The organism is Serratia sp. NPDC087055, from assembly GCF_044900985.1.
In the GTDB taxonomy this organism is placed as follows: Bacteria; Pseudomonadota; Gammaproteobacteria; order Enterobacterales; family Enterobacteriaceae; genus Serratia.
Map to the genome: position 1 here is coordinate 746,670 of NZ_JBJDOG010000001.1, position 21,473 is coordinate 768,142.

Consider the following 21,473-nt stretch of genomic DNA (forward strand, 5'->3'; position numbering starts at 1 on the left):
ACGTTAACGTTACTCGTTAAGTGCGGCAAGAATTTCGCGAGTGCTGCGTACACGCGCCAGCCGCGGGAAGATATTGTCGAAAGCAAACTGGTGCATTTCAGCGTTTGCTGTGCTGCACACGTCTTCGGCGATCACCAATTCGTAGCCGTGTTCCCAGGCGGCGCGGGCGGTAGATTCCACGCCAATATTGGTGGCAATTCCCCCTAGCACAATGGATTTAATGCCGCGGCGACGCAGTTGCAGGTCAAGATCGGTGCCATAAAATGCGCCCCATTGACGTTTGGTCACCAGAATGTCGCTGTCACTCACTGCCAGAGCGTCAGGAAATTCCCACCAGTTGGCAGGCAGCCCGCCAGCTGGCGCGGGAGATGGCTTGTCTACCGGTTGTTTCAGCGCTTCAGCGAAGGAGTCTGACCAGCCGACGCGCACCAGGATCACCGGGGCCGCCAATGAACGGAAATGTGCGGCTAACTGTGCACCATGGGCAACAACACTCTCGGCGCTGTGCGGCCCCCCGGCATAGGGTAGAATGCCGTTTTGCAAATCAATCAACACCAGGGCAGTGGTGTGGGCATCAAGTTTCAACATGGTCATATCTCGTGACGAGGTGGATAAAATGCGCGCAAACGAAACCGCGCGCCAAACACGTGTTGATTCAGGCTACGTGAAAAAAGGGTCACCGGTTAATGGGAAATTTGTTAATCAATGTGTTATTTCGGGCAAAAACACGTCATTTAGTGCTGCAACAAAGCTGTGTTCGCACTTATCTGGCGCATGAATTTCCTTTATAATGATCGCCTTTTTTCAACACACTTTACGCCAAAGACCTATGCCGATTTATGAATATGCATGTGGTGCTTGCAGCCTTCGGTTAGAGAAACTGCAAAAATTTTCCGATGCGCCGCTGACAGATTGTCCGGCGTGTGGGCAGCCCGCGTTAACCAAGCTGATTTCTTCCACGGGGTTCCAGTTAAAGGGCACCGGTTGGTATGCAACAGACTTCAAACCGGGCAAGAAATAGAGTTCATCAGAAATTATCAGAAAACAGCCGTGTGGCAGGTGCCAAAAGCCCGCGCGGCATCGGCTTAAGCCAAAAGGATAGCGTATGCGTACTGAATATTGCGGGCAGTTGAATCTGTCCCACGTGGGCCAGGAAGTCACTCTGTGTGGTTGGGTCAACCGTCGTCGCGATCTGGGCGGCCTGATCTTTATTGATATGCGCGACCGCGAAGGCATCGTGCAGGTGTTCTTCGATCCAGACCAGAAGGTCGCGTTCGATAAGGCGTATGACCTGCGTAATGAATTCTGCATCCAGATCGTCGGCACAGTGCGTGCGCGTCCGGACAGCCAGATCAATAAAGATATGGCCACCGGTGAAGTCGAAGTCTTCGCCCATGCCCTGGAGATCATCAACCGCTCCGAACCATTGCCGCTGGATTCCAACCAGGTTAACAGCGAAGAAGCGCGCCTGAAGTATCGCTACCTGGATCTGCGTCGTCCTGAAATGGCTGACCGCTTGAAAACCCGCGCTAAAATCACCAGCTTTGTGCGTCGCTTTATGGACAGCCACGGCTTCCTCGACATCGAAACACCGATGCTGACTAAAGCTACGCCGGAAGGCGCGCGTGACTATCTGGTACCGAGTCGCGTGCATAAAGGCAAATTCTATGCGCTGCCGCAGTCACCACAGCTGTTCAAGCAGTTGCTGATGATGTCCGGTTTCGATCGCTACTATCAAATCGTCAAGTGCTTCCGTGACGAAGACTTGCGTGCTGATCGCCAGCCTGAATTTACCCAGATCGACGTGGAAACCTCTTTCATGACTGCCGAACAGGTGCGTGAAGTGATGGAGAAACTGGCACGTGAACTGTGGCTGGACGTGAAGGGCGTTGATTTGGGCGATTTCCCGATCATGACCTTCGAAGAGGCCATGCGCCGTTACGGATCTGACAAGCCAGACCTGCGTAACCCGCTGGAGCTGGTGGACGTTGCCGATCTGGTAAAAGACGTGGAGTTCAAAGTCTTCTCCGGTCCGGCCAACGATGCTAAAGGCCGCGTCGCTGCCATTCGCGTTCCTGGCGGCGCGCAGTTGACCCGTAAATTGATCGACGAGTACGGTGCATTCGTTAATATTTATGGTGCTAAAGGCCTGGCTTGGCTGAAGGTTAATGACCGTGCCGCCGGCATGGAGGGTGTACAAAGCCCTATCGCCAAATTCCTCAGTGCGGACGTTCTGGAAGCCATCCTGGCGCGTACCAACGCACAGACTGGCGATATTCTGTTCTTCGGTGCCGACAGCTTCAAGATTGTGACTGATGCGATGGGTGCGCTGCGTCTGAAACTGGGCCGCGATCTGGAACTGACTAAACTGGACAGCTGGGCACCGCTGTGGGTGGTTGACTTCCCAATGTTCGAAGAGGACGGTGAAGGTGGTCTGGCAGCGATGCACCATCCGTTCACGGCACCACGCGACATGAGCCCGGAAGAGCTGGCCGTAACGCCAACCAACGCCATTGCCAACGCCTACGACATGGTGATTAACGGTTATGAAGTGGGTGGCGGTTCTGTACGTATTCACCGCAGTGAAATGCAGCAAACGGTCTTTAGCATCCTGGGCATTACCGAACACGAACAGCGTGAGAAATTCGGTTTCTTGTTGGACGCATTGAAGTACGGTACACCACCGCACGCCGGGCTGGCCTTCGGTTTGGATCGTCTGGTGATGCTGTTGACCGGTACGGACAACATTCGTGACGTTATCGCCTTCCCGAAAACCACGGCTGCGGCCTGTTTGATGACCGAAGCACCCAGCTTCGCCAATCCGGCGTCGTTGCAGGAGCTGGCTATCTGTGTGGTAAAGAAAGCCTCTGCGGAACAAGAGAGCGAGTGATGAACTACAAGCGACCCGAGTCTATTCTGGTAGTGATTTATGCCATCTCCAGTGGCCGGGTGCTGATGTTACAGCGGCGCGATGATACGGAATTCTGGCAGTCGGTTACCGGCAGTCTGGAGGACGCAGAATCGCCGCCGCATGCCGCGCGGCGTGAGGTCAAGGAAGAAGTCGGCATCGATATCGAAGCAGAGAATCTGCCGTTGTTCGATTGCCAGCGCTGTGTGGAGTTTGAACTCTTTGTCCATTTGCGACATCGCTATGCCCCGGGGACCACGCGCAATAAAGAGCATTGGTTCTGTCTGGCTTTGCCTGAAGAGCGAGATCCGGTGATTACCGAGCATCACGCCTACCAGTGGCTTGACGCGGCGGAAGCCGTGAAACTGACCAAGTCCTGGAGCAATCAGCAGGCGATTGAAGAGTTTGTGATTAATTCAGTCCAGTAATTTTTTCGGAGATTTTTATGGCAGGTCATAGTAAGTGGGCCAACACAAAGCACCGTAAAGCAGCGCAAGATTCCAAGCGCGGTAAAATTTTCACCAAAATTATTCGCGAGCTGGTGACGGCTGCGAAACTGGGCGGTGGCGATCCGGGTGCTAACCCGCGTCTGCGCGCGGCGATCGATAAGGCGCTGTCTAACAACATGACGCGTGACACCCTGAACCGTGCTATCGCACGCGGTGTGGGTGGTGATGATGATTCCAACATGGAAACCATCATTTATGAAGGTTACGGCCCGGGCGGCACTGCCGTCATGATCGAATGCCTGAGTGACAACCGTAACCGTACCGTGGCAGAAGTGCGTCATGCCTTCACGAAATGCGGCGGAAACCTTGGCACCGATGGTTCAGTGGCTTACCTGTTCACCAAAAAAGGCGTAATCACTTACGCACCGGGTCTGGATGAAGACGTGGTAATGGAAGCAGCACTGGAAGCCGGCGCTGAGGATATCGTCAGCTACGACGATGGGGTGATCGACGTGTTCACCGCGTGGGAAAATCTCGGCGAAGTGAAAGATGCACTGACTGCTGCTGGCTTTACCGCTGAGTCAGCGGAAGTTTCCATGATCCCATCGACCAAGGCCGATATGGATGAAGAAACTGCACCTAAGTTGCTGCGTCTGATCGATATGCTGGAAGACTGTGACGACGTGCAGGAGGTTTACCACAACGGTGAGATCTCCGACGAAGTTGCAGCTACGCTGTAATCAGCTTGAAGTATGGCGCTGCTGCGTGGCAGCGCCTGGCAACATTAATGCTTAACGCAAGGTGGGTGTAGGGATGACGATCATACTCGGTATCGATCCCGGATCGCGCGTCACCGGTTACGGCCTTATTCGTCAGCAAGGCCGTCAGTTAAGCTATGTCGCCAGCGGCTGCATCCGCACCGTGGTGGATGACATGCCGACGCGTTTGAAGCTGATTTACGCCGGCGTCAGCGAAATCATTACCCAGTTTAAACCGGACTTTTTCGCCATTGAGCAGGTGTTTATGGCGAAAAACCCGGATTCGGCGCTCAAGCTTGGGCAGGCGCGCGGCGTGGCGATTGTCGCTGCCGTGAACCAGGATCTGGAAGTGTTTGAGTATGCGGCACGACAGGTAAAGCAGACGGTGGTCGGCACGGGCGCGGCGGAAAAGGCACAGGTGCAGCATATGGTGCGTTCGTTGCTTAAACTGTCGGCTAACCCCCAGGCTGATGCCGCCGATGCCTTGGCAATTGCCATTACCCACTGCCACCTCAGTCAAAATGTGCTGAGGATGAGTGAAGGGCGGTTGAACCTGGCGCGTGGGCGTTTAAAGTAGTGCTTAATCAGCGATAACTGAGGCTGGATATTCATCCAGCCTTTTTTATGTTATAAGCTTTACCAGCACGGCATGGCAGAAGGTCATGCTCAGGAATTCAGCAGGAGGGTAAATGATAGGTCGTCTCAGAGGATATATTCTGGAAAAGCAGCCGCCACTGGTATTACTGGAGGCAAACGGTGTGGGCTATGAAGTGCATATGCCGATGACCTGTTTTTATGAGCTGCCGGAGCTGGGGCAAGAGGCTATCGTGTTTACCCAATTTGTGGTGCGCGAAGATGCACAACTGCTGTATGGCTTTAATGATAAACAAGAGCGTGCGCTGTTCCGCGAGTTGATCAAAGTGAACGGCGTAGGGCCAAAGTTGGCGTTGGCTATTTTGTCCGGTATGTCTGCGCAACAGTTCGTCAGTGCGGTGGAACGCGAAGAGATCACGTCCTTGGTGAAATTACCGGGCGTGGGCAAAAAAACCGCAGAGCGCCTGGTCGTAGAAATGAAAGACCGCTTCAAAGGGCTTAATGGCGATCTGTTTAACAGCAGCAGCGAAATCACGCTGCCGGCCACTTCCGCACAAACCGTCGAGGTGGATGCTGAAGCTGAAGCCGCCTCTGCGCTGGTGGCATTGGGCTATAAACCGCAAGAGGCCAGCCGCATGGTAAGTAAAATCGCCAAGCCGGGTGCCGATTGCGAAACCCTGATCCGCGACGCGTTGCGCGCCGCGCTGTAAGCGCCGATAAGAGGTAGAGAATGATTGAAGCCGATCGCCTGATTTCTGCCGAGCCGATCAATGAAGAAGAAATTCTTGATCGCGCAATACGGCCGAAGCTGCTGACGGAATATGTTGGTCAGCCGCATGTCCGCGAGCAGATGGAAATCTTTATTCAGGCGGCCAAGCAGCGTGGCGATGCGCTGGACCATTTGCTGATCTTCGGCCCTCCAGGGTTGGGTAAAACCACGCTGGCCAATATCGTTGCTAATGAAATGGGCGTTAATTTGCGTACCACTTCCGGCCCGGTGCTGGAGAAGGCAGGGGATTTGGCGGCGATGCTGACCAATCTCGAACCGCACGACGTTCTGTTTATTGATGAAATCCACCGCCTTTCTCCAGTAGTAGAAGAAGTGCTGTATCCGGCGATGGAAGATTATCAACTGGACATTATGATCGGCGAAGGCCCCGCTGCACGTTCGATCAAGCTCGATTTGCCGCCTTTTACGTTGGTGGGCGCAACCACCCGTGCCGGTTCGCTGACATCGCCATTGCGTGACCGTTTCGGTATCGTGCAACGCCTGGAGTTTTATCAGGTTGCCGATTTGCAGCACATTGTTTCACGTAGCGCTAACTGCCTGGGGCTGGATCTGTCGGACGAAGGGGCGCATGAAGTGGCTCGTCGCGCGCGGGGGACTCCACGTATCGCTAATCGTTTGCTGCGCCGAGTGCGCGACTTCGCCGAAGTCCGCGCCAATGGCGTGATCAGCGGCGATGTGGCGATGCAAGCGCTGGACATGTTGAATGTTGACGCGGAAGGTTTCGACTACATGGACCGCAAGCTGCTACTGGCAATTATCGACAAATTCACCGGTGGACCTGTTGGTTTGGATAACCTGGCGGCTGCGATTGGCGAGGAACGAGAAACGATCGAGGACGTTATCGAGCCTTTCCTGATCCAGCAAGGTTTTATCCAGCGCACACCGCGTGGGCGCATGGCTACCAATCATGCTTATAAGCACTTTGGTATGGTGCGCGAAGAGTAAGTCTTGCGTGGTCATCTGCATGAAAAAGGGCCGCTAATTGCGGCCCTTTTTCATATCTGCACGGGGAATCAGGCATGCTGCTTTTTGGATAGGCTCAAAACAAACAGCACGGCTGCGCTTAGAACTACCGACGGGCCGGCCGGCGTGTCGTAAAATGCCGAGAAGGCTAACCCCCCCGTCACCGCAAGCACACCAACCAGTACCGCGTATCCGGCCATTTGTTCCGGTGTGCGGGCGAAACGCCGTGCGGTAGCCGCTGGGATAATCAACAGTGAAGTGATAATCAGCGCGCCGACGAATTTCATTGCCAGGCCGATGGTGAGGGCTGTGACCAGCATTAACACGGTGCGTGCTCGCACCAGGTTAACGCCGTCAACGTGCGCGAGTTCCGGGCTGATGGTCATCGACAGCAGGTTACGCCATTGCCACCACAGGATCAGCAGCACGAGAGTAACGCCAATACCAATCATCCAAATATCGTTGAGCGTGACCGACAGCAGATCGCCAAACAGATAGGCCATGAGATCGACCCGGACGTTGGACATCAGAGCAACCACCACCAATCCCAGCGAGAGCGCGCTGTGCGCCATAATACCGAGCAGGGTATCAACGGACAGTTGCGGACGACGCTCCAGCCACACCAGCACCAGTGCCAACACCAGCGTGACGGCAATCACCGCGTAGAACGGATTCACGTCAAGCAGCAGGCCGAACGCCACACCCAAGAGTGAGGCGTGCGCCAAAGTATCCCCGAAATAAGACATCCGACGCCAAACCACAAAAGAGCCGAGTGGCCCTGCGGCACCGGCAAGAAGCACCCCGGCGAGCCAGCCAGGTAATAACAGTTCAATCATGCCTCACGGCCCCCGGTTTTCTTCAACACAATTCGTCCTTGCAGGTCATGGCGGTGATTATGGTGGTGGCGATAGACCGCCAGTTGTTCTGCGCCACGGTTGCCGAACATGGCGATAAATTCAGGATGCATCGACACCACTTCCGGCGCACCGGAACAACAAATGTGTTGGTTGAGGCACAGCACTTCGTCGGTTTTCGCCATCACCAGATGCAGGTCATGGGAAACCATCAGTACCGCGCAGCCTAATTCTTTGCGCAGTTGATCGATCAGATCGTACAACGCTAGTTGGCCATTGACGTCGACCCCTTGCGTGGGTTCATCCAGCACCAGCAACTGCGGTTTATTCAGTAAGGCCCGAGCCAGCAGCACGCGCTGGTTCTCACCGCCAGAGAGCTTTTGCATTGGCTGATCAATCAGGTGCGCAGCTTGTACACGCTTAAGCGCTGGCAGGATATCGGTTTTTTTAACGCCGGGTTTTAGGCGCATAAAGCGGCTGACGGTAAGCGGGAGGGTAGCGTCGAGGTGCAGCTTTTGCGGCACATACCCGATACGTAAGCCAGGCTCACGTGCCAGTGTGCCTTCCGTTGGTGCAATGAGCCCCAACACCACGCGTACCAGCGTGGATTTGCCCGCACCGTTTGGGCCGAGCAGCGTCAGGATACGACCCGGCTGCAGGCTGAGCGAAATATTCGACAGCACCTTACGGTTGCCAAAGGATACGGAGATATTTTTTAGCGTTGTCAGTGTGGACATCTCATGATTACATTTTGCAGAACTAACCGAATGTTATAATATCACGCTTCGCTAACGAAAACGACGGGATTACGGATAATGGCACAGAAAAATAAATGGTTACAACGCACGCTACTGGCCAGTGCATTGATAATGGCGGGACCGCTGAGCAACGCCTCTGCGGCGGTGGTGACGTCCATTCGCCCATTGGGCTTTATCGCCTCGGCAATTGCTGATGGGGTAACGCCAACGGAGGTTCTGTTGCCGGACGGTGCATCACCGCATGACTTCGCGCTGCGGCCTTCCGATATTCAGCGTTTGCGTGCCGCGGATCTGGTGGTATGGGTAGGTCCAGATATGGAAGCCTTCCTGACAAAATCGTTAGCGCCAGTAGCGGTTAAACACCAGGTCGCCATCAGCGAACTGAGTGGCGTGAAACCTTTGCTGATGAAAGGCGAAGATGATGACCACGATCATGAACATGCAACAGATGCGCATAATCATGCCGACCATGATGAGGGCGACGGGCATCATCACGGTGAATATAATATGCATGTTTGGCTGTCCCCAGAAGTGGCAAAAGTGACCGCGATCGCGATTCACGACAGGTTATTGGAACTTATGCCACAAAATAAGGACAAATTAGACGCAAACCTGCGCCAGTTCGAGAATCTGCTGACGCAAACTGACAAAAATGTTGGTAACATGCTTAAGCCTGTGCAAGGTAGGGGATATTTTGTTTTTCATGATGCTTATGGCTATTTTGAGAAACACTTCGGCTTGAGCCCATTGGGCCATTTTACCGTTAACCCCGAAATCCAACCTGGAGCACAGCGCTTACACCAAATTCGAACACAGTTGGTTGAGCAGAAAGCAGTATGCGTTTTTGCTGAGCCACAATTCAGGCCAGCCGTAATCAATGCTGTTGCCAAAGGGACCAATGTGCGTTCAGGAACGCTGGATCCGCTGGGCATCGGCATCGCACTGGGTAAAGACAGCTACGGGAACTTCCTGACTCAGTTGTCAAACCAGTACGTGAGCTGCCTGAAGTAAAGATTATGAGGATAAAATCGAGTGCAGCAGATAGTCCGAACTATCGCTCTGGCGTATAACAACCTGCCACGGCCCCACCGCGTCATGCTGGGGTCGTTGACAGTCGTTACATTGGCCGTCGCTGTTTGGCGGCCTTTTGTTTATCACCCAGAACATAACCCCATCGTTAAGAGCATTGAATTAGAATCCAGCCAATTACGTTCCTTGTTACCTGAAGCCAGTGAACCTATCGACGTTGACCAACCCACCCCCGATGATGACATCCCACAGGATGAGCTGGACCAGAAGGTCGCCGGCGAGGATGGAGTGCATGAATATGTGGTTTCGACGGGCGATACGCTGGGCAGCATTCTGACCCAATATGGCATCGATATGTCGGACGTCACGCTGTTGGCATCGCAAAACCGCGATCTGCGTAATCTGAAAATCGGCCAACAACTGTCCTGGACAGTGAACGAAGCCGGCGATTTGCAGCGTTTGACGTGGGAAGTGTCTCGACGTGAGACCCGCACCTACGATCGTACAGGCAATACCTTCAAAGAAACCCAGGAAGCTCAGCAAGGCGAATGGCGCAACAATGTCATCAGTGGTCGTTTAAACGGCAGTTTTGTCAGCAGCGCCAGCAATGCCGGCCTGAGTCGTGCTGAGATCAATGCAGTGATCAAAGCGTTGCAGTGGCAGTTGGACTTCCGTAAGTTGCGCAAGGGCGATCAGTTCTCTGTGTTAATGTCCCGTGAACATTTTGACGGCAAGAGTGCGCAGAGCCAGTTACTGGGTGTTCGCATGCGTAGCGGCGGTAAAGACTATTACGCCATTCGTGCCGAGGACGGTAAATTCTACGATCGTCAGGGTTCTGGTTTGGCGCGTGGCTTTATGCGTTTCCCAACCATGAAACAGTTCCGCATTTCCTCAAACTTCAACCCGCGCCGCGTTAACCCTGTGACAGGGCGTATTGCACCGCATAAAGGTGTCGACTTTGCGATGCCGGTAGGCACCCCGGTGCTGGCTGTCGGTGACGGTGAGGTGTTGATCGCCAAACGTAGCGGAGCTGCGGGTAACTATGTGGCGATCCGTCATGGTCGTCAGTACACCACGCGCTATATGCACCTGAAAAAGCTGTTGGTCAAGCCAGGGCAGAAGGTGAAACGTGGTGACCGCATCGCATTATCCGGCAATACCGGCCGTTCTACCGGCCCACATCTGCACTTTGAAATGTGGACTAACCAACAGGCGGTGAACCCGTTGACGGCGAAACTGCCACGCTCTGAAGGGCTGACCGGTAAAGATCGCAGCGATTATCTGGCGCAGGTGAAAGAAGTGGTTCCTCAACTGCAGCTAGATTAATGCATTTGTCGGGGCGCGTTACCGCGCCAGTGATTCCATCGGCCTGATTACGGGCCGATGTTGTTTTATATTGGCGCTTCGCCGTTGTTAATTGCAAAATCAATCATTGCAATTATGATTAGCCGAACCGCTAAGTTAAGAGCTTGTGCATGCAAAACGAAAAAAAATCAAATCCTGAGTTCATCCCGCAATTTCAGAAAGCCTTTTACCACCCGCGCTACTGGGGCGTTTGGTTAGGAACAGGGCTGATGGCCGGTATTTCGCTGGTGCCTGCGCGCCTGCGCGATCCGGTGCTTGGTGCGATTGGTAAACTGGCAGGCAAGGTTGCTAAAGGCGCAAGGCGTCGTGCTCGTATCAACTTGTTGTATTGCTTGCCAGAGGTGTCGGAAAGCGATCGTGAGCACATCATTGATGAGATGTTCGCCACAGCGCCACAATCGATGATCCTGATGGCGGAACTGGCCTGCACTAAACCGGAAAAGGTGTTGAAGCGCGTTCGGTGGCACGGTGAAGAGGTGCTGGATAAAATCCGTGAAGAAGGTCGTAACGTGATCTTTCTGGTACCGCATGGCTGGGCAGTAGATGTACCGGCAATGCTGATGGCTGCTCGCGGCCAGCCGATGGCGGCGATGTTCCATAACCAACGCAATCCTCTAGTCGATTATCTGTGGAATAAGGTGCGTCGCAAGTTTGGCGGCAGAATGCATGCCCGGAATGACGGCATCAAGCCGTTCATCAGCTCAGTGCGCCAGGGTTACTGGGGTTATTATCTGCCCGATCAAGATCACGGAGCAGAACACAGCGAGTTCGTCGACTTCTTTGCGACCTATAAGGCCACATTGCCGGCCGTTGGGCGTTTGATGAAGGTTTGTCGCGCAGCTATTGTCCCGCTGTTCCCGGTCTATGATGGCAAAACCAGCATGTTGGATATTCATATTCGCCCGCCGATGGATGACTTGGCCACGGCGGATGATCACTATATTGCACGGCGAATGAATGAAGAGGTTGAGAATCTGGTGGGGCCAAACCCAGAACAGTACACCTGGATCCTAAAACTGTTGAAAACGCGTAAAGAAGGGGAAATTGAACCCTATTCACGTGACGATTTATATCGCTAAATCCAGTTTTTGCTGACGGCCAAGGGCCAGACATCTTCGGGGGTCTGGCCCTTTTTGTTACGGGGCTTAAATATGCACCATGCAGCCTTGAGCTATCAGGGGTTCCAACACGGCAGGCATATGGGCAAAGCTGTTCCAGCGTAGATCCAAGCGTCGTAAACGGGTCAAGCTCACCATACTGTCCGGCAGAGTACTTAAACGGTTAGCGCGCAGGTCAAGCGTGGTCAGTGCGGTTAATTGGCCCAAATCGGCGGGCAACTGTTGTAACTGATTGGCCCGGAGGTTGAGGTCAGTCAGGTTGCTGAGGTGACAAAATGCGTCTGGCAGCAGACCGATGGCGTTATTTTCAACGTCCAGCACCGCCAGCTCGGACAGCTGAGAGAGCTCATTCGGCAATGCCGTCAGGCGATTGTTCATCAGATGCAGTTCTCGCAGTGCCGTTAACTGACCAACAGAGCCAGGCAATGCAGCAATTTGGTTGTTGTACAACCGGAGTTCTTGCAAGGCGCTGAGCTGAACGATAGCGGCCGGCAACTGAGTCAGCTGGTTATCAGTCACATTCAGATAGCGCAATTTGCGTAATTGGCCCAACTCAATGGGCAGATCGCAAAAGGCATTATCACTCAGATATAAATAGGTCAAATTGTGCAACTCACCGATTTCTGCAGGGACGTGAGTGGCTTGGTTGTGGCCGCAATCCAGCATCGCAAGATGTTGCAGTTGGCCAATGCCGATCGGCAGTTCACAAAGTTGATTGCAGGAAATATTCAACACCTGCAGATCGGTGTGTTTGAACATTTGCGCAGGGAGCTGGCGGAGTCGGTTGTTGTATAAACTGATTTTCAGCAGTGCGTTGCCTTGCAGGCAGGCATCATCCAAATGTTCCAGCCCCTGGCTGTCCAAATTCAGCGCGTTTAGGCTGTAGTTTTGCTGTGGGTGTTGATGAAGCATCAATGGCTCTCCGTTTGCCGAGCGGCGACTGGAGGGGAGTTTAACAGGGGAAAGGGCAGAGTGGGGAAAAATGCCGGCCGAGTTAACGGCCGGCAGCAGCAGTGATTACTCGACGCGCAGGATACGGCTGGTGTTGGTGGTGCCCACGGTTTCCATCACGTCACCCTGGGTGACGATGACCAGATCGCCGGACACCAGGAAGCCTTTATCACGCAGGCGGTTCACTGCGTCATTGGCGGCGATGACGCCGTCGTTATGGCTGTCGAAATACACCGGCGTAACGCCGCGGTACAGTGCAGTCAGATTCAACGTGTGCTCATGACGTGACATGGCGAAGATCGGCAGGCCGGAACTGATGCGTGACATCATCAGAGCCGTGCGCCCAGATTCGGTCATGGCGATCAGTGCGGTAACACCTTTCAGGTGGTTTGCCGCGTACATTGAAGACATGGCGATAGCCTCTTCAATGTTGTCAAATTGCACGTCCAGGCGGTGTTTGGAGACATTGATGCTTGGGATCTTCTCAGCGCCCAGACAAACACGCGCCATTGCCGCTACGGTTTCTGCCGGATACTGACCGGCTGCGGTTTCAGCCGACAGCATAACGGCGTCGGTACCATCCAGCACGGCGTTCGCCACGTCCATGACTTCGGCGCGGGTTGGCATCGGGTTGGTGATCATCGACTCCATCATCTGGGTTGCGGTAATCACGGCGCGGTTCAGCGTACGGGCACGGCGGATCAGTTTTTTCTGGATGCCGACCAGCTCAGGATCGCCGATTTCGACGCCCAGATCGCCACGTGCCACCATGACCACGTCAGACGCCAGGATGATGTCGTCCATAGCTTCATCGCTGCACACGGCTTCAGCGCGTTCAACTTTGGATACGATCTTGGCATTGCAGCCTGCGTCGCGTGCCAGACGGCGTGCGTAGTTCAGATCTTCACCGGTACGTGGGAAGGAAACCGCCAGGTAGTCAACGCCGATTTTTGCCGCAGTGACGATATCGGCTTTGTCTTTTTCAGTCAGGGCTTCTGCGGACAGACCGCCACCGAGTTTGTTGATACCCTTATTGTTGGACAGTGGGCCGCCAACGGTGACTTCGGTAAAGACTTTCATGCCCTGAACTTCGAGCACTTTCAATTGTACGCGGCCGTCATCCAGCAGCAGCACGTCGCCCGGCACAACATCGGCAGGCAGGCCTTTATAGTCGATACCGACTTTTTCTTTATCGCCTTCGCCCTTGGACATGTTGGCATCGAGCAGGAATTTGTCACCGATGTTAAGGAAAATTTTGCCTTCCTTAAAGGTGGAAACACGAATCTTCGGCCCTTGCAGGTCACCCAGAATAGCGACGTGACGTCCCAACTTGGCAGCAATTTCGCGCACTTTGTCCGCGCGAGCTTGGTGATCTTCAGCACTGCCGTGGGAAAAGTTTAGCCGAACTACGTTAGCGCCAGCGGCAATGATCTTTTCCAGATTATTGTCGCGGTCAGTAGCCGGACCCAGGGTGGTAACAATTTTGGTTCTTCTGAGCCGTCTGGACATGTATTACTCCGTTGACTGGTGAAGCAAATTATTGGTGTTGCGATAACGTCGGATAACGAAACCAGGAGTGAAATGTAATTTTACTACACTGATGTTTCACTCGGGTTACCCGCATGAGCGTTTTAACAGGGTACTGCCTCTAATGCTGCCGTTCAGGTTATCCTGACCGACAGTTTTTTTCACATCGGTTACGAGTCGAAATTGTTGGGGATAACGACACCCTTATCAAAGCGCGATTCTTTCAACGCTTCCTTGACCCGCTTCAAGTTATCTCTGAATTTGGCCCCTCTACGCAAGGTAAATCCGGTGGCGAGAACGTCGATGAGCGTTAATTGTGCAATTCGAGACACCATGGGCATATAAACGTCGGTGTCTTCAGGGACATCGAGCAGCAAGGCTAACGTTGCTTCGTGTGCCAAAGGGGTGTCGCGTGAGGTAATGGCGATCACCGTGGCGTCGTTTTCTCGCGCCAGCTGCGCCATTTCCACCAGATTTTTGGTGCGACCGGTGTGGGAGATTAACACCACCACATCACCTTCGCTGGAGTTCATGCACCCCATACGTTGCATGACGATGTCATCGAAGTAGACTACCGGAATATTGAAGCGGAAAAACTTGTTCATGGCGTCATGGGCGACGGCTGCCGAGGCACCTAAACCAAAGAAAGAGATCTTTTTTGCCTGGGTAAGCAGATCAACAGCACGATTGATTGCTGCAATATCTAAATTTGCCTTTACTGTATCCAGACTCGCCATGACGGATTCGAAAATTTTACCGGTATAGGATGCGACGCTGTCATCTTCCTCCACGTTACGGTTTACGTAAGGTGTGCCATTGGCCAGACTTTGTGCCAGATGCAGTTTAAAATCAGGGAAGCCTTTGGTATCAAGACGGCGGCAAAAACGGTTGACGGTAGGCTCGCTGACGTCCGCCATCCTGGCCAGCGTCGCAATGCTGGAGTGAATGGCGGTCTGTGGAGAGGCGAGGATCACCTCTGCGACTTTCCGTTCAGATTTGCTCAGTAGCTCCAGATGGCTCTGGATTTTTTCCAGCGTATTCATATAACGAGAGTCACTCATAGGGTATGTCGATTTCAATCAAAGGAGAAATCAATGCCGGTTTAGTGAAAATATACTACGTGCTGGAGACCGTTGGCAGTGTAGACAGAGGGTATGCAGTCTTTTTTCATCAGAACATGACCTGTGTCTAACTTTCATAATGGTAAAAGAGTGTCAAAAAAGACAGAAAATTACAGTTTTTCGTTTGGTCAGCGGCATTTATGCCCGATAACGCTTAACACTGCAATTTCTAGGGCTTTTTTTCTACTTTTGATCCGGGTTTACTGGCCGTAGTTAAAGAGAGTACATTAGTAATGTAAGAAAATTACAAATATCCTGCAACGAGGAGATGAACATGGCGGTAACCTCTACAGCCCAGGCGTGTGACCTGGTTATTTTCGGCGCGAAAGGCGATTTGGCGCGTCGTAAGCTGTTGCCTTCCCTGTACCAGTTAGAGAAAGCCGGTCATATCCACCCGGATACCCGTATTATTGGCGTCGGCCGTGCCGAGTGGGATAAAGAAGCCTATATCAAGGTGGTCAAGGAAGCGCTTGGCACCTTTATGAAAGAAAAATTGGATGACGAACTCTGGGCCACGCTGAGCGCGCGCCTGGACTTCTGCAACCTGGATGTGAACGACAGCAAGAATTTTGCCACATTGGGTAAAATGCTGGATCAGAAACATCGTACCACCATCAACTACTTTGCAATGCCGCCAAGCACCTTCGGCGCGATCTGCAAAGGCTTGGGCGAAGCCAAGCTGAACCACGAGCCGGCCCGTGTCGTAATGGAAAAGCCGCTTGGCACCGATCTTGCGTCGTCACGCGTGATCAACGATCAGGTTGCGGAATACTTTAACGAATCCCAGGTTTACCGTATTGACCACTATCTCGGTAAAGAGACCGTGCTGAACCTGTTGGCATTGCGTTTTGCTAACTCGCTGTTCGCGTCCAACTGGGACAACCGTACTATCGACTCCGTGCAGATCACCGTGGCGGAAGAAGTGGGCATTGAAGGGCGCTGGGGCTATTTTGACCAGGCTGGCCAAATGCGTGACATGATCCAGAACCACCTGTTGCAAATTCTGACCATGATTGCCATGTCACCCCCTGCGGATCTGACCACCGACCGTATTCGTGACGAGAAGGTGAAAGTGCTGCGTTCATTGCGTCGTATCGATCAGACCAATGTTCGTGAAACCACGGTGCGTGGCCAGTACACTGCCGGTTTCGTGCAGGGTAAAAAAGTGCCAGGTTATCTGGAAGAGGAAGGGGCGAACAAAAGCAGCAATACCGAAACCTTCGTCTCCATTCGTGTGGATATTGATAACTGGCAATGGGCGGGTGTGCCGTTCTACCTGCGTACAGGTAAACGTCTGCCGACCAAATGTTCCGAAGTGGTGGTTTACTTCAAAAACCCGCCATTGAATCTGTTCAGCGATTCTTACCAGCAACTGCCGCAGAACAAACTGACCATTCGTTTGCAGCCGGATGAGGGTATCGAGATTCAGGTGTTGAACAAGGTGCCTGGTCTGGATCACAAGCATCGTCTGCAAACCACCAAGCTGGATCTGAGCTTCTCCGAAACCTTCAACCAGGAGCACGTCGCGGATGCTTACGAGCGCCTGTTGCTGGAAACCATGCGCGGCATTCAAGCGTTGTTTGTGCGTCGCGACGAGGTGGAAGAGGCATGGAAGTGGGTTGACTCCATCATGGATGCGTGGAAAGCCGATAACGAAGCGCCGAAACCGTATCAATCCGGCACCTGGGGGCCGGTAGCCTCAGTCGCGATGATTACTCGCGATGGCCGTTCCTGGAACGAGTTCGAGTAATGACTCTGCCGGCAGTTTATCTGCCGGCATTTTTTTGCCCGCAATACCGGGGCGCAACATCACTTGGGGTACGGCCGGACGCCTGCGTGAATTCGCGGAGCCCTGTGGCAGGGGCGTGCCATTGATAACCCGTAAGTCATGGAGAAGTAACAATGAAAAACTGGAAAACCAGCGCAGAACAAATTCTGACCGCAGGCCCGGTCGTTCCTGTGATTGTGATCAATAAGCTGGAACATGCGGTGCCGTTGGCCAGGGCGTTGGTAGCCGGTGGCGTGCGCGTACTGGAGGTTACATTGCGGACCGCCTGCGCCATGGAGGCGATTCGTGCTATCGCGTCGGAGGTGCCGGAAGCGATTATTGGTGCCGGTACGGTGATTAACCCACAGCAATTACAGGCTGTGACCGATGCGGGGGCGCAATTCGCCATTAGCCCGGGCCTGACAGAGGCGCTGCTGAAGGCGGCAACGTCAGGTCCCATTCCGTTAATTCCTGGCATTAGCACTGTTTCAGAGCTGATGCTGGGGATGGATCATGGCCTGAGCGAGTTCAAATTCTTCCCGGCGAAAGCCAATGGGGGGGTGAAAGCGTTACAGGCAATCGGTGGGCCATTCCCACAGGTGCGCTTCTGTCCGACGGGCGGCATAACGCCGAATAACTACCGTGATTATCTGGCGCTGAATAGTGTGCTGTGTATTGGCGGCTCTTGGTTAGTACCAGCCGATGCGTTGGAAAAGGGCGACTACGCACGCATCACTGAACTGGCGCGTACCGCCGTCAGTGGTGCCACGGCGTAACCCGCGCCGAGCCTGGGTTTGTCGATTTATTGGCCGACCCGTTCCAAGTGAAGGTTCAACACAATGTTGAGCCTTTTTTTATTTTTAAATTACTTAACTTTATTATTTTTAAACTTTTTTTATATGGTTTTTGCGAAAACGGGGGTTTGCTTTATAATTTTTGCTGTGGTACAACTATCACAGTTGAAAATTTTACTTGATGAGGATATTGGGCAAATCGCACTCCGTGTAACAAGATAATGTGCGGCTGAGAATAGAGAATACTTATGATGACAACTAATGGAATTACCCTCAGAACCTCTACTTGCCAGCTTTTCCTATCTGCCATCCTTGCCAGTGAGCATCACTGGTGCAGCGAGCTATAGCGTCTTTCTCCCTTAACCGGTGCTGGTGACAGGCTCAGTCCTTCGTCATTCCGCGTAGCCGGGCAAACTTCTTTATTACGTTTGGGTCAGTTTATCCCCAGGGATCTCTGCGTCGTCAGCGCCTTGTTGCGCCTGTCTGACGAGATAAATCGGGATAAATATGCCTTAGCGTGCGTTATTCGCCGTTTGGGAGAGAAATTATGATTTATTGGATCTTTTTAGGTTTGGCCATCGTGGCCGAAATTATCGGTACCTTGTCAATGAAATACGCCAGCATCAGCGGTGGCATGACGGGGCATATCGTGATGTATATCATGATCACAGCGTCGTACGTGATGCTGTCATTAGCGATAAAGCGTGTTGCCTTAGGTGTTGCTTATGCATTGTGGGAAGGTATCGGTATCCTGTTCATTACCTTGTTCAGCGTGCTGTGGTTTGATGAACCTATCTCGGTACTGAAAGTCCTGGGTCTGGTGACATTGATTGCCGGCATCCTGTTGGTGAAGTCGGGTACCCGCAAATCACGAAAACAGGCCAGCCCGCGAGGTGACAACCATGCAACAGCTTGAGTTGTACCACATTGGGTTTTTGGGACTGGCGATTGTGCTGGAAATTGTCGCCAACATCTTCCTGAAGATGTCAGACGGTTTCCGTAAAATTTGGTTAGGTCTGTTGTCTTTGCTGTCGGTACTGGGGGCATTCAGTGCCCTGGCACAGGCGGTGAAGGGGATTGATCTGTCGGTGGCTTATGCACTGTGGGGCGGATTTGGTATTGCCGCGACTATCGCAGCCGGTTGGATCTTGTTCGGTCAGCGATTGAATGCCAAAGGTTGGATCGGCCTGGCCTTGTTGCTGGCGGGGATGGTCATTATCAAACTGGCTTAATCGGCAGACAACAAGTAAAAACCGCAGGCGTTACCGTCTGCGTTTTTTTTTTACAGTGCGGCAATGATTTTGATTTCAACCTTGTACTTCGGGTTCATCAATTTAGCCTCTACCGTGCAGCGCACAGGGGCGCTACCAGCAACGACCCAGGCATCCCAGGCGGCGTTCATGGCAGCAAAGTCTGCGCCGTCAGCCAGAAAAATGGTGGCATCCAGCACCCGGCTCTTGTCTGAGCCAACACGGGCCAGAATCACATCAATCGCCGCCAGGGCGTTGGCGGTCTGCGCGGTGGCGTCGTCATCCAGATTTTCCGGCACGCTGGTGTAATAGATTGTGTCGTTATGAACAACTGCTTCTGACCAGCGCTTGTCCGGATCAATTCGTTCGATATTCATTCATTTATCTCCATATCATCATCGCCTTAAGGGTATCACAGCCATCGACATAAATGCTTGATGAGAAAGTCGGTGGTAGCCGTGCATCAGGATTGGCATAATCAACGCTGAATTACATCGGCAGAGAGATAGCGTGACAGACGATTTCGCAACAGACGGCGCCCTGGCGCAGGCAATCAAGGGTTTCAAACCGCGTGAAGCACAGCGGCAGATGGCGGAAGCAGTCACAGAGGCCATTAACTTCAAGCAGGAGCTGGTGGTCGAAGCGGGCACCGGCACCGGTAAAACCTACGCCTACCTGGTACCGGCACTGCGGGCCGATCGTAAAGTGATCATCTCTACCGGTTCGAAAGCGCTGCAGGACCAGCTTTACGCGCGCGATTTGCCTACCGTCGCTAAGGCACTGAAGTACAAGGGGAAGATGGCGTTACTGAAAGGGCGGTCAAACTACCTGTGCCTGGAGCGTCTGGAGCAGCAGTCGATGGCGGGCGGGGAGCTGGCTGGGCAGGCGTTGATCGATCTGGTTCATCTGCGCAAATGGTCGTCAATGACCAAAGAAGGCGATATCAGTAGCTGCAGTGACGTCGCGGAAGACAGCTTCGTCTGGCCGTTAGTGACCAGCACTAACGATAACTGTCTGGGCAGTGACTGTCCGCTGTATAAAGATTGCTTTGTGGTTAAGGCGCGTCGCCGTGCGATGGATGCAGATGTGGTGGTTGTGAATCATCATTTATTCCTGGCAGATATGGTGGTGAAAGAAGGCGGCTTTGCTGAATTGATCCCGGAAGCAGACGTGATGATCTTCGATGAGGCGCATCAGATCCCGGACATCGCCAGTCAGTACTTCGGTAAACAGTTGACCAGCCGCCAATTGCTGGATCTGGCCAAAGACATTTCCATTGCCTACCGAACCGAAGTTCGCGACGCCGCTCAGCTCCAAAAAAGTGCAGACCGGCTCAGCCAAAGTACCCAGGACTTCCGTTTGATGCTGGGCGAACCGGGGTTTCGAGGGAACCTGCGTGAGGTACTGAGTCAGCCAAACGTACAGCGCGCTTTGCTGCTGCTCGATGACGCTCTGGAGTTGTGTTACGACGTCGTCAAACTGTCTCTGGGGCGCTCGGCTCTGCTGGATGCTGCTTTCGAACGGGCCACACTGTACCGTGCACGTCTCAAACGCTTGAAAGAGGTCAACGAACCGGGGTTCAGCTACTGGTATGAGTGCAACTCACGCCATTTCGTGCTGGCGTTAACGCCGCTGACGGTGGCTGACCGCTTCCGTGAATTGTTGGATGAAAAACCAGGCAGTTGGATTTTCACCTCGGCAACGTTGTCGGTGAATGAGCAAATGGGGCATTTCACCGATCGTTTGGGTCTGAACAAAGCCAAAACGTTGTTGCTGGCCAGCCCATTCGACTATGCAAAACAAGCCTTATTGTGTGTGCCGCGCTTTCTTCCATCTCCCAATCAGCCCGGAGGTGCTCGGCAACTGGCGCGCATGCTACGCCCGTTGATTGAGGCCAATAACGGCCGCTGTTTCTTCCTTTGTACTTCCCACCAGATGATGCGTGAACTGGCGGAAGAGTTTCGTGCGACCATGACGTTGCCGGTACTGCTTCAGGGGGAAACCAGTAAAGGGCAATTGCTGGCGCAGTTTGTCGAGGCTGGCAACGCGCTGTTGGTGGCGACCAGCAGCTTCTGGGAAGGGGTGGACGTGCGTGGCGATGCCCTGTCATGCGTGATCATCGACAAGCTGCCGTTTACCTCGCCCGACGATCCCTTGTTGAAAGCCCGCATTGAAGACTGCCGGCTACGTGGTGGCGATCCGTTTAACGACGTGCAGCTGCCGGATGCGGTCATCACCCTGAAACAGGGCGTTGGGCGCCTGATTCGCGATACTGACGATCGCGGCGTGCTGGTGATCTGTGATAACCGCTTGGTGATGCGACCCTATGGCGAAGTGTTCCTTAACAGTTTACCGCCGACGCCACGCACCCGCGATATCGCTCAAGCGATCGCCTTCTTGCAGGCAGCGCGCTAGCGGATAGGCGTGACAGCAGGGCTGTGCTACAATGCGCGCCCTGTATGAAAAACCCTGTTTT

Annotated in this window: 22 protein-coding genes; 15 read left to right on the forward strand and 7 right to left on the reverse strand. The window is 53.4% G+C overall.

Features of this window, described 5'->3' with window-relative positions:
• Positions 1 to 9 precede the first annotated feature (9 nt).
• Positions 10 to 588, reverse strand: coding sequence for a hydrolase (locus ACI2J2_RS03485; RefSeq protein WP_265553650.1), 579 nt, complete (start codon positions 586 to 588; stop codon positions 10 to 12).
• A 241-nt stretch (positions 589 to 829) separates the two neighbouring features.
• On the opposite strand from ACI2J2_RS03485, the gene ACI2J2_RS03490 reads away from it, so the two are divergent.
• From ACI2J2_RS03490 to ruvB, 7 genes are all read left to right on the forward strand, one after another.
• The gene (locus ACI2J2_RS03490) at positions 830 to 1,021 is read left to right on the forward strand and encodes an FmdB family zinc ribbon protein (RefSeq protein ID WP_037419991.1); all 192 of its coding nucleotides are present in this window, start codon (positions 830 to 832) and stop codon (positions 1,019 to 1,021) included.
• A gap of 84 nt (positions 1,022 to 1,105) precedes the next feature.
• Entirely contained in the window at positions 1,106 to 2,890 is a 1,785-nt protein-coding gene (aspS, locus tag ACI2J2_RS03495; protein WP_209633994.1) for an aspartate--tRNA ligase, read from the forward strand.
• Positions 2,890 to 3,336, forward strand: coding sequence for a dihydroneopterin triphosphate diphosphatase (gene nudB / locus ACI2J2_RS03500; RefSeq protein WP_037419820.1), 447 nt, complete (start codon positions 2,890 to 2,892; stop codon positions 3,334 to 3,336). The genes aspS and nudB overlap by 1 nt, the downstream gene beginning before the upstream one ends.
• A 17-nt stretch (positions 3,337 to 3,353) precedes the next feature.
• Entirely contained in the window at positions 3,354 to 4,097 is a 744-nt protein-coding gene (locus ACI2J2_RS03505; protein ID WP_209633992.1) for a YebC/PmpR family DNA-binding transcriptional regulator, read from the forward strand.
• 73 nt (positions 4,098 to 4,170) lie between these two features.
• Positions 4,171 to 4,692, forward strand: coding sequence for a crossover junction endodeoxyribonuclease RuvC (gene ruvC, locus ACI2J2_RS03510; RefSeq protein WP_037419817.1), 522 nt, complete (start codon positions 4,171 to 4,173; stop codon positions 4,690 to 4,692).
• A 112-nt stretch (positions 4,693 to 4,804) separates the two neighbouring features.
• Entirely contained in the window at positions 4,805 to 5,419 is a 615-nt protein-coding gene (gene ruvA, locus ACI2J2_RS03515) for a Holliday junction branch migration protein RuvA (protein WP_404759419.1), read from the forward strand.
• 20 nt (positions 5,420 to 5,439) lie between these two features.
• A complete protein-coding gene (ruvB, locus tag ACI2J2_RS03520) occupies positions 5,440 to 6,444 on the forward strand; it encodes a Holliday junction branch migration DNA helicase RuvB (RefSeq protein WP_209633989.1) in 1,005 nt (334 codons plus the stop codon).
• A gap of 68 nt (positions 6,445 to 6,512) precedes the next feature.
• Here the strand turns inward: ruvB and znuB are convergent, their stop codons facing one another.
• Positions 6,513 to 7,298 carry a zinc ABC transporter permease subunit ZnuB gene (gene znuB / locus ACI2J2_RS03525; RefSeq protein WP_209633987.1) on the reverse strand — a complete coding sequence of 262 codons (786 nt, stop codon included), beginning with the start codon at positions 7,296 to 7,298 and terminating at the stop codon, positions 6,513 to 6,515.
• Positions 7,295 to 8,053, reverse strand: a complete 759-nt coding sequence (gene znuC / locus ACI2J2_RS03530; protein ID WP_209633985.1) for a zinc ABC transporter ATP-binding protein ZnuC — start codon at positions 8,051 to 8,053, stop codon at positions 7,295 to 7,297. The genes znuB and znuC overlap by 4 nt, the downstream gene beginning before the upstream one ends.
• Before the next feature lie 78 nt (positions 8,054 to 8,131).
• Between znuC and znuA the strand changes: the two genes are divergently transcribed.
• The 3 genes from znuA to lpxM all read left to right on the forward strand — a co-directional run bounded on the left by znuA (position 8,132) and on the right by lpxM (position 11,547).
• Entirely contained in the window at positions 8,132 to 9,085 is a 954-nt protein-coding gene (znuA, locus tag ACI2J2_RS03535; RefSeq protein WP_404759420.1) for a zinc ABC transporter substrate-binding protein ZnuA, read from the forward strand.
• Positions 9,086 to 9,106: 21 nt separating this feature from the next.
• Positions 9,107 to 10,429, forward strand: coding sequence for a murein DD-endopeptidase MepM (gene mepM, locus ACI2J2_RS03540; protein ID WP_404759421.1), 1,323 nt, complete (start codon positions 9,107 to 9,109; stop codon positions 10,427 to 10,429).
• Positions 10,430 to 10,578: 149 nt separating this feature from the next.
• Complete coding sequence (lpxM, locus tag ACI2J2_RS03545; RefSeq protein WP_265553640.1) at positions 10,579 to 11,547, forward strand: lauroyl-Kdo(2)-lipid IV(A) myristoyltransferase; 969 nt, start codon at positions 10,579 to 10,581, stop codon at positions 11,545 to 11,547.
• Positions 11,548 to 11,613: 66 nt separating this feature from the next.
• Here lpxM and ACI2J2_RS03550 read toward each other — a convergent pair whose 3' ends face one another.
• The 3 genes from ACI2J2_RS03550 to ACI2J2_RS03560 form a co-directional block, all read right to left on the reverse strand.
• Positions 11,614 to 12,498, reverse strand: coding sequence for a leucine-rich repeat domain-containing protein (locus ACI2J2_RS03550; protein WP_404759422.1), 885 nt, complete (start codon positions 12,496 to 12,498; stop codon positions 11,614 to 11,616).
• A gap of 105 nt (positions 12,499 to 12,603) precedes the next feature.
• Positions 12,604 to 14,046 (reverse strand): pyruvate kinase, encoded by a 1,443-nt coding sequence (pyk, locus tag ACI2J2_RS03555; RefSeq protein WP_209633975.1) that lies wholly within the window; start codon positions 14,044 to 14,046, stop codon positions 12,604 to 12,606.
• A gap of 188 nt (positions 14,047 to 14,234) precedes the next feature.
• The gene (locus tag ACI2J2_RS03560; RefSeq protein WP_037419984.1) at positions 14,235 to 15,107 is read right to left on the reverse strand and encodes a MurR/RpiR family transcriptional regulator; all 873 of its coding nucleotides are present in this window, start codon (positions 15,105 to 15,107) and stop codon (positions 14,235 to 14,237) included.
• Positions 15,108 to 15,459: 352 nt separating this feature from the next.
• Here ACI2J2_RS03560 and zwf point away from each other — a divergent pair, with 352 nt between their 5' ends.
• From zwf to mdtI, 4 genes are all read left to right on the forward strand, one after another.
• Complete coding sequence (gene zwf, locus ACI2J2_RS03565) at positions 15,460 to 16,935, forward strand: glucose-6-phosphate dehydrogenase (protein WP_209633973.1); 1,476 nt, start codon at positions 15,460 to 15,462, stop codon at positions 16,933 to 16,935.
• Positions 16,936 to 17,087: 152 nt separating this feature from the next.
• The gene (locus ACI2J2_RS03570; protein ID WP_404759423.1) at positions 17,088 to 17,729 is read left to right on the forward strand and encodes a bifunctional 4-hydroxy-2-oxoglutarate aldolase/2-dehydro-3-deoxy-phosphogluconate aldolase; all 642 of its coding nucleotides are present in this window, start codon (positions 17,088 to 17,090) and stop codon (positions 17,727 to 17,729) included.
• A gap of 565 nt (positions 17,730 to 18,294) precedes the next feature.
• Positions 18,295 to 18,663, forward strand: coding sequence for a multidrug/spermidine efflux SMR transporter subunit MdtJ (mdtJ, locus tag ACI2J2_RS03575; protein WP_209633969.1), 369 nt, complete (start codon positions 18,295 to 18,297; stop codon positions 18,661 to 18,663).
• Entirely contained in the window at positions 18,650 to 18,979 is a 330-nt protein-coding gene (gene mdtI / locus ACI2J2_RS03580) for a multidrug/spermidine efflux SMR transporter subunit MdtI (protein WP_209633968.1), read from the forward strand. The genes mdtJ and mdtI overlap by 14 nt, the downstream gene beginning before the upstream one ends.
• Before the next feature lie 50 nt (positions 18,980 to 19,029).
• Here mdtI and ACI2J2_RS03585 read toward each other — a convergent pair whose 3' ends face one another.
• Positions 19,030 to 19,374, reverse strand: coding sequence for a RidA family protein (locus ACI2J2_RS03585; RefSeq protein WP_209633966.1), 345 nt, complete (start codon positions 19,372 to 19,374; stop codon positions 19,030 to 19,032).
• A 133-nt stretch (positions 19,375 to 19,507) separates the two neighbouring features.
• On the opposite strand from ACI2J2_RS03585, the gene ACI2J2_RS03590 reads away from it, so the two are divergent.
• A complete protein-coding gene (locus tag ACI2J2_RS03590; protein WP_404759424.1) occupies positions 19,508 to 21,412 on the forward strand; it encodes an ATP-dependent DNA helicase in 1,905 nt (634 codons plus the stop codon).
• Positions 21,413 to 21,473: the final 61 nt, after the last annotated feature.

Coding starts and splice junctions, on each gene's coding strand:
- ACI2J2_RS03560 (WP_037419984.1), bottom strand. CDS start 15,107: ATGAATACGCTGGAAAAAATCCAGAGCCATCTGGAGCTACTGAGCAAA.
- ACI2J2_RS03570 (WP_404759423.1), top strand. CDS start 17,088: ATGAAAAACTGGAAAACCAGCGCAGAACAAATTCTGACCGCAGGCCCG.
- ACI2J2_RS03485 (WP_265553650.1), bottom strand. CDS start 588: ATGTTGAAACTTGATGCCCACACCACTGCCCTGGTGTTGATTGATTTG.
- mdtJ (WP_209633969.1), top strand. CDS start 18,295: ATGATTTATTGGATCTTTTTAGGTTTGGCCATCGTGGCCGAAATTATC.
- znuC (WP_209633985.1), bottom strand. CDS start 8,053: ATGTCCACACTGACAACGCTAAAAAATATCTCCGTATCCTTTGGCAAC.
- ACI2J2_RS03490 (WP_037419991.1), top strand. CDS start 830: ATGCCGATTTATGAATATGCATGTGGTGCTTGCAGCCTTCGGTTAGAG.
- lpxM (WP_265553640.1), top strand. CDS start 10,579: ATGCAAAACGAAAAAAAATCAAATCCTGAGTTCATCCCGCAATTTCAG.
- zwf (WP_209633973.1), top strand. CDS start 15,460: ATGGCGGTAACCTCTACAGCCCAGGCGTGTGACCTGGTTATTTTCGGC.
- aspS (WP_209633994.1), top strand. CDS start 1,106: ATGCGTACTGAATATTGCGGGCAGTTGAATCTGTCCCACGTGGGCCAG.
- ruvB (WP_209633989.1), top strand. CDS start 5,440: ATGATTGAAGCCGATCGCCTGATTTCTGCCGAGCCGATCAATGAAGAA.
- ruvA (WP_404759419.1), top strand. CDS start 4,805: ATGATAGGTCGTCTCAGAGGATATATTCTGGAAAAGCAGCCGCCACTG.
- ACI2J2_RS03550 (WP_404759422.1), bottom strand. CDS start 12,498: ATGCTTCATCAACACCCACAGCAAAACTACAGCCTAAACGCGCTGAAT.
- mdtI (WP_209633968.1), top strand. CDS start 18,650: ATGCAACAGCTTGAGTTGTACCACATTGGGTTTTTGGGACTGGCGATT.
- ACI2J2_RS03585 (WP_209633966.1), bottom strand. CDS start 19,374: ATGAATATCGAACGAATTGATCCGGACAAGCGCTGGTCAGAAGCAGTT.
- nudB (WP_037419820.1), top strand. CDS start 2,890: ATGAACTACAAGCGACCCGAGTCTATTCTGGTAGTGATTTATGCCATC.
- ACI2J2_RS03505 (WP_209633992.1), top strand. CDS start 3,354: ATGGCAGGTCATAGTAAGTGGGCCAACACAAAGCACCGTAAAGCAGCG.
- znuA (WP_404759420.1), top strand. CDS start 8,132: ATGGCACAGAAAAATAAATGGTTACAACGCACGCTACTGGCCAGTGCA.
- ruvC (WP_037419817.1), top strand. CDS start 4,171: ATGACGATCATACTCGGTATCGATCCCGGATCGCGCGTCACCGGTTAC.
- pyk (WP_209633975.1), bottom strand. CDS start 14,046: ATGTCCAGACGGCTCAGAAGAACCAAAATTGTTACCACCCTGGGTCCG.
- znuB (WP_209633987.1), bottom strand. CDS start 7,298: ATGATTGAACTGTTATTACCTGGCTGGCTCGCCGGGGTGCTTCTTGCC.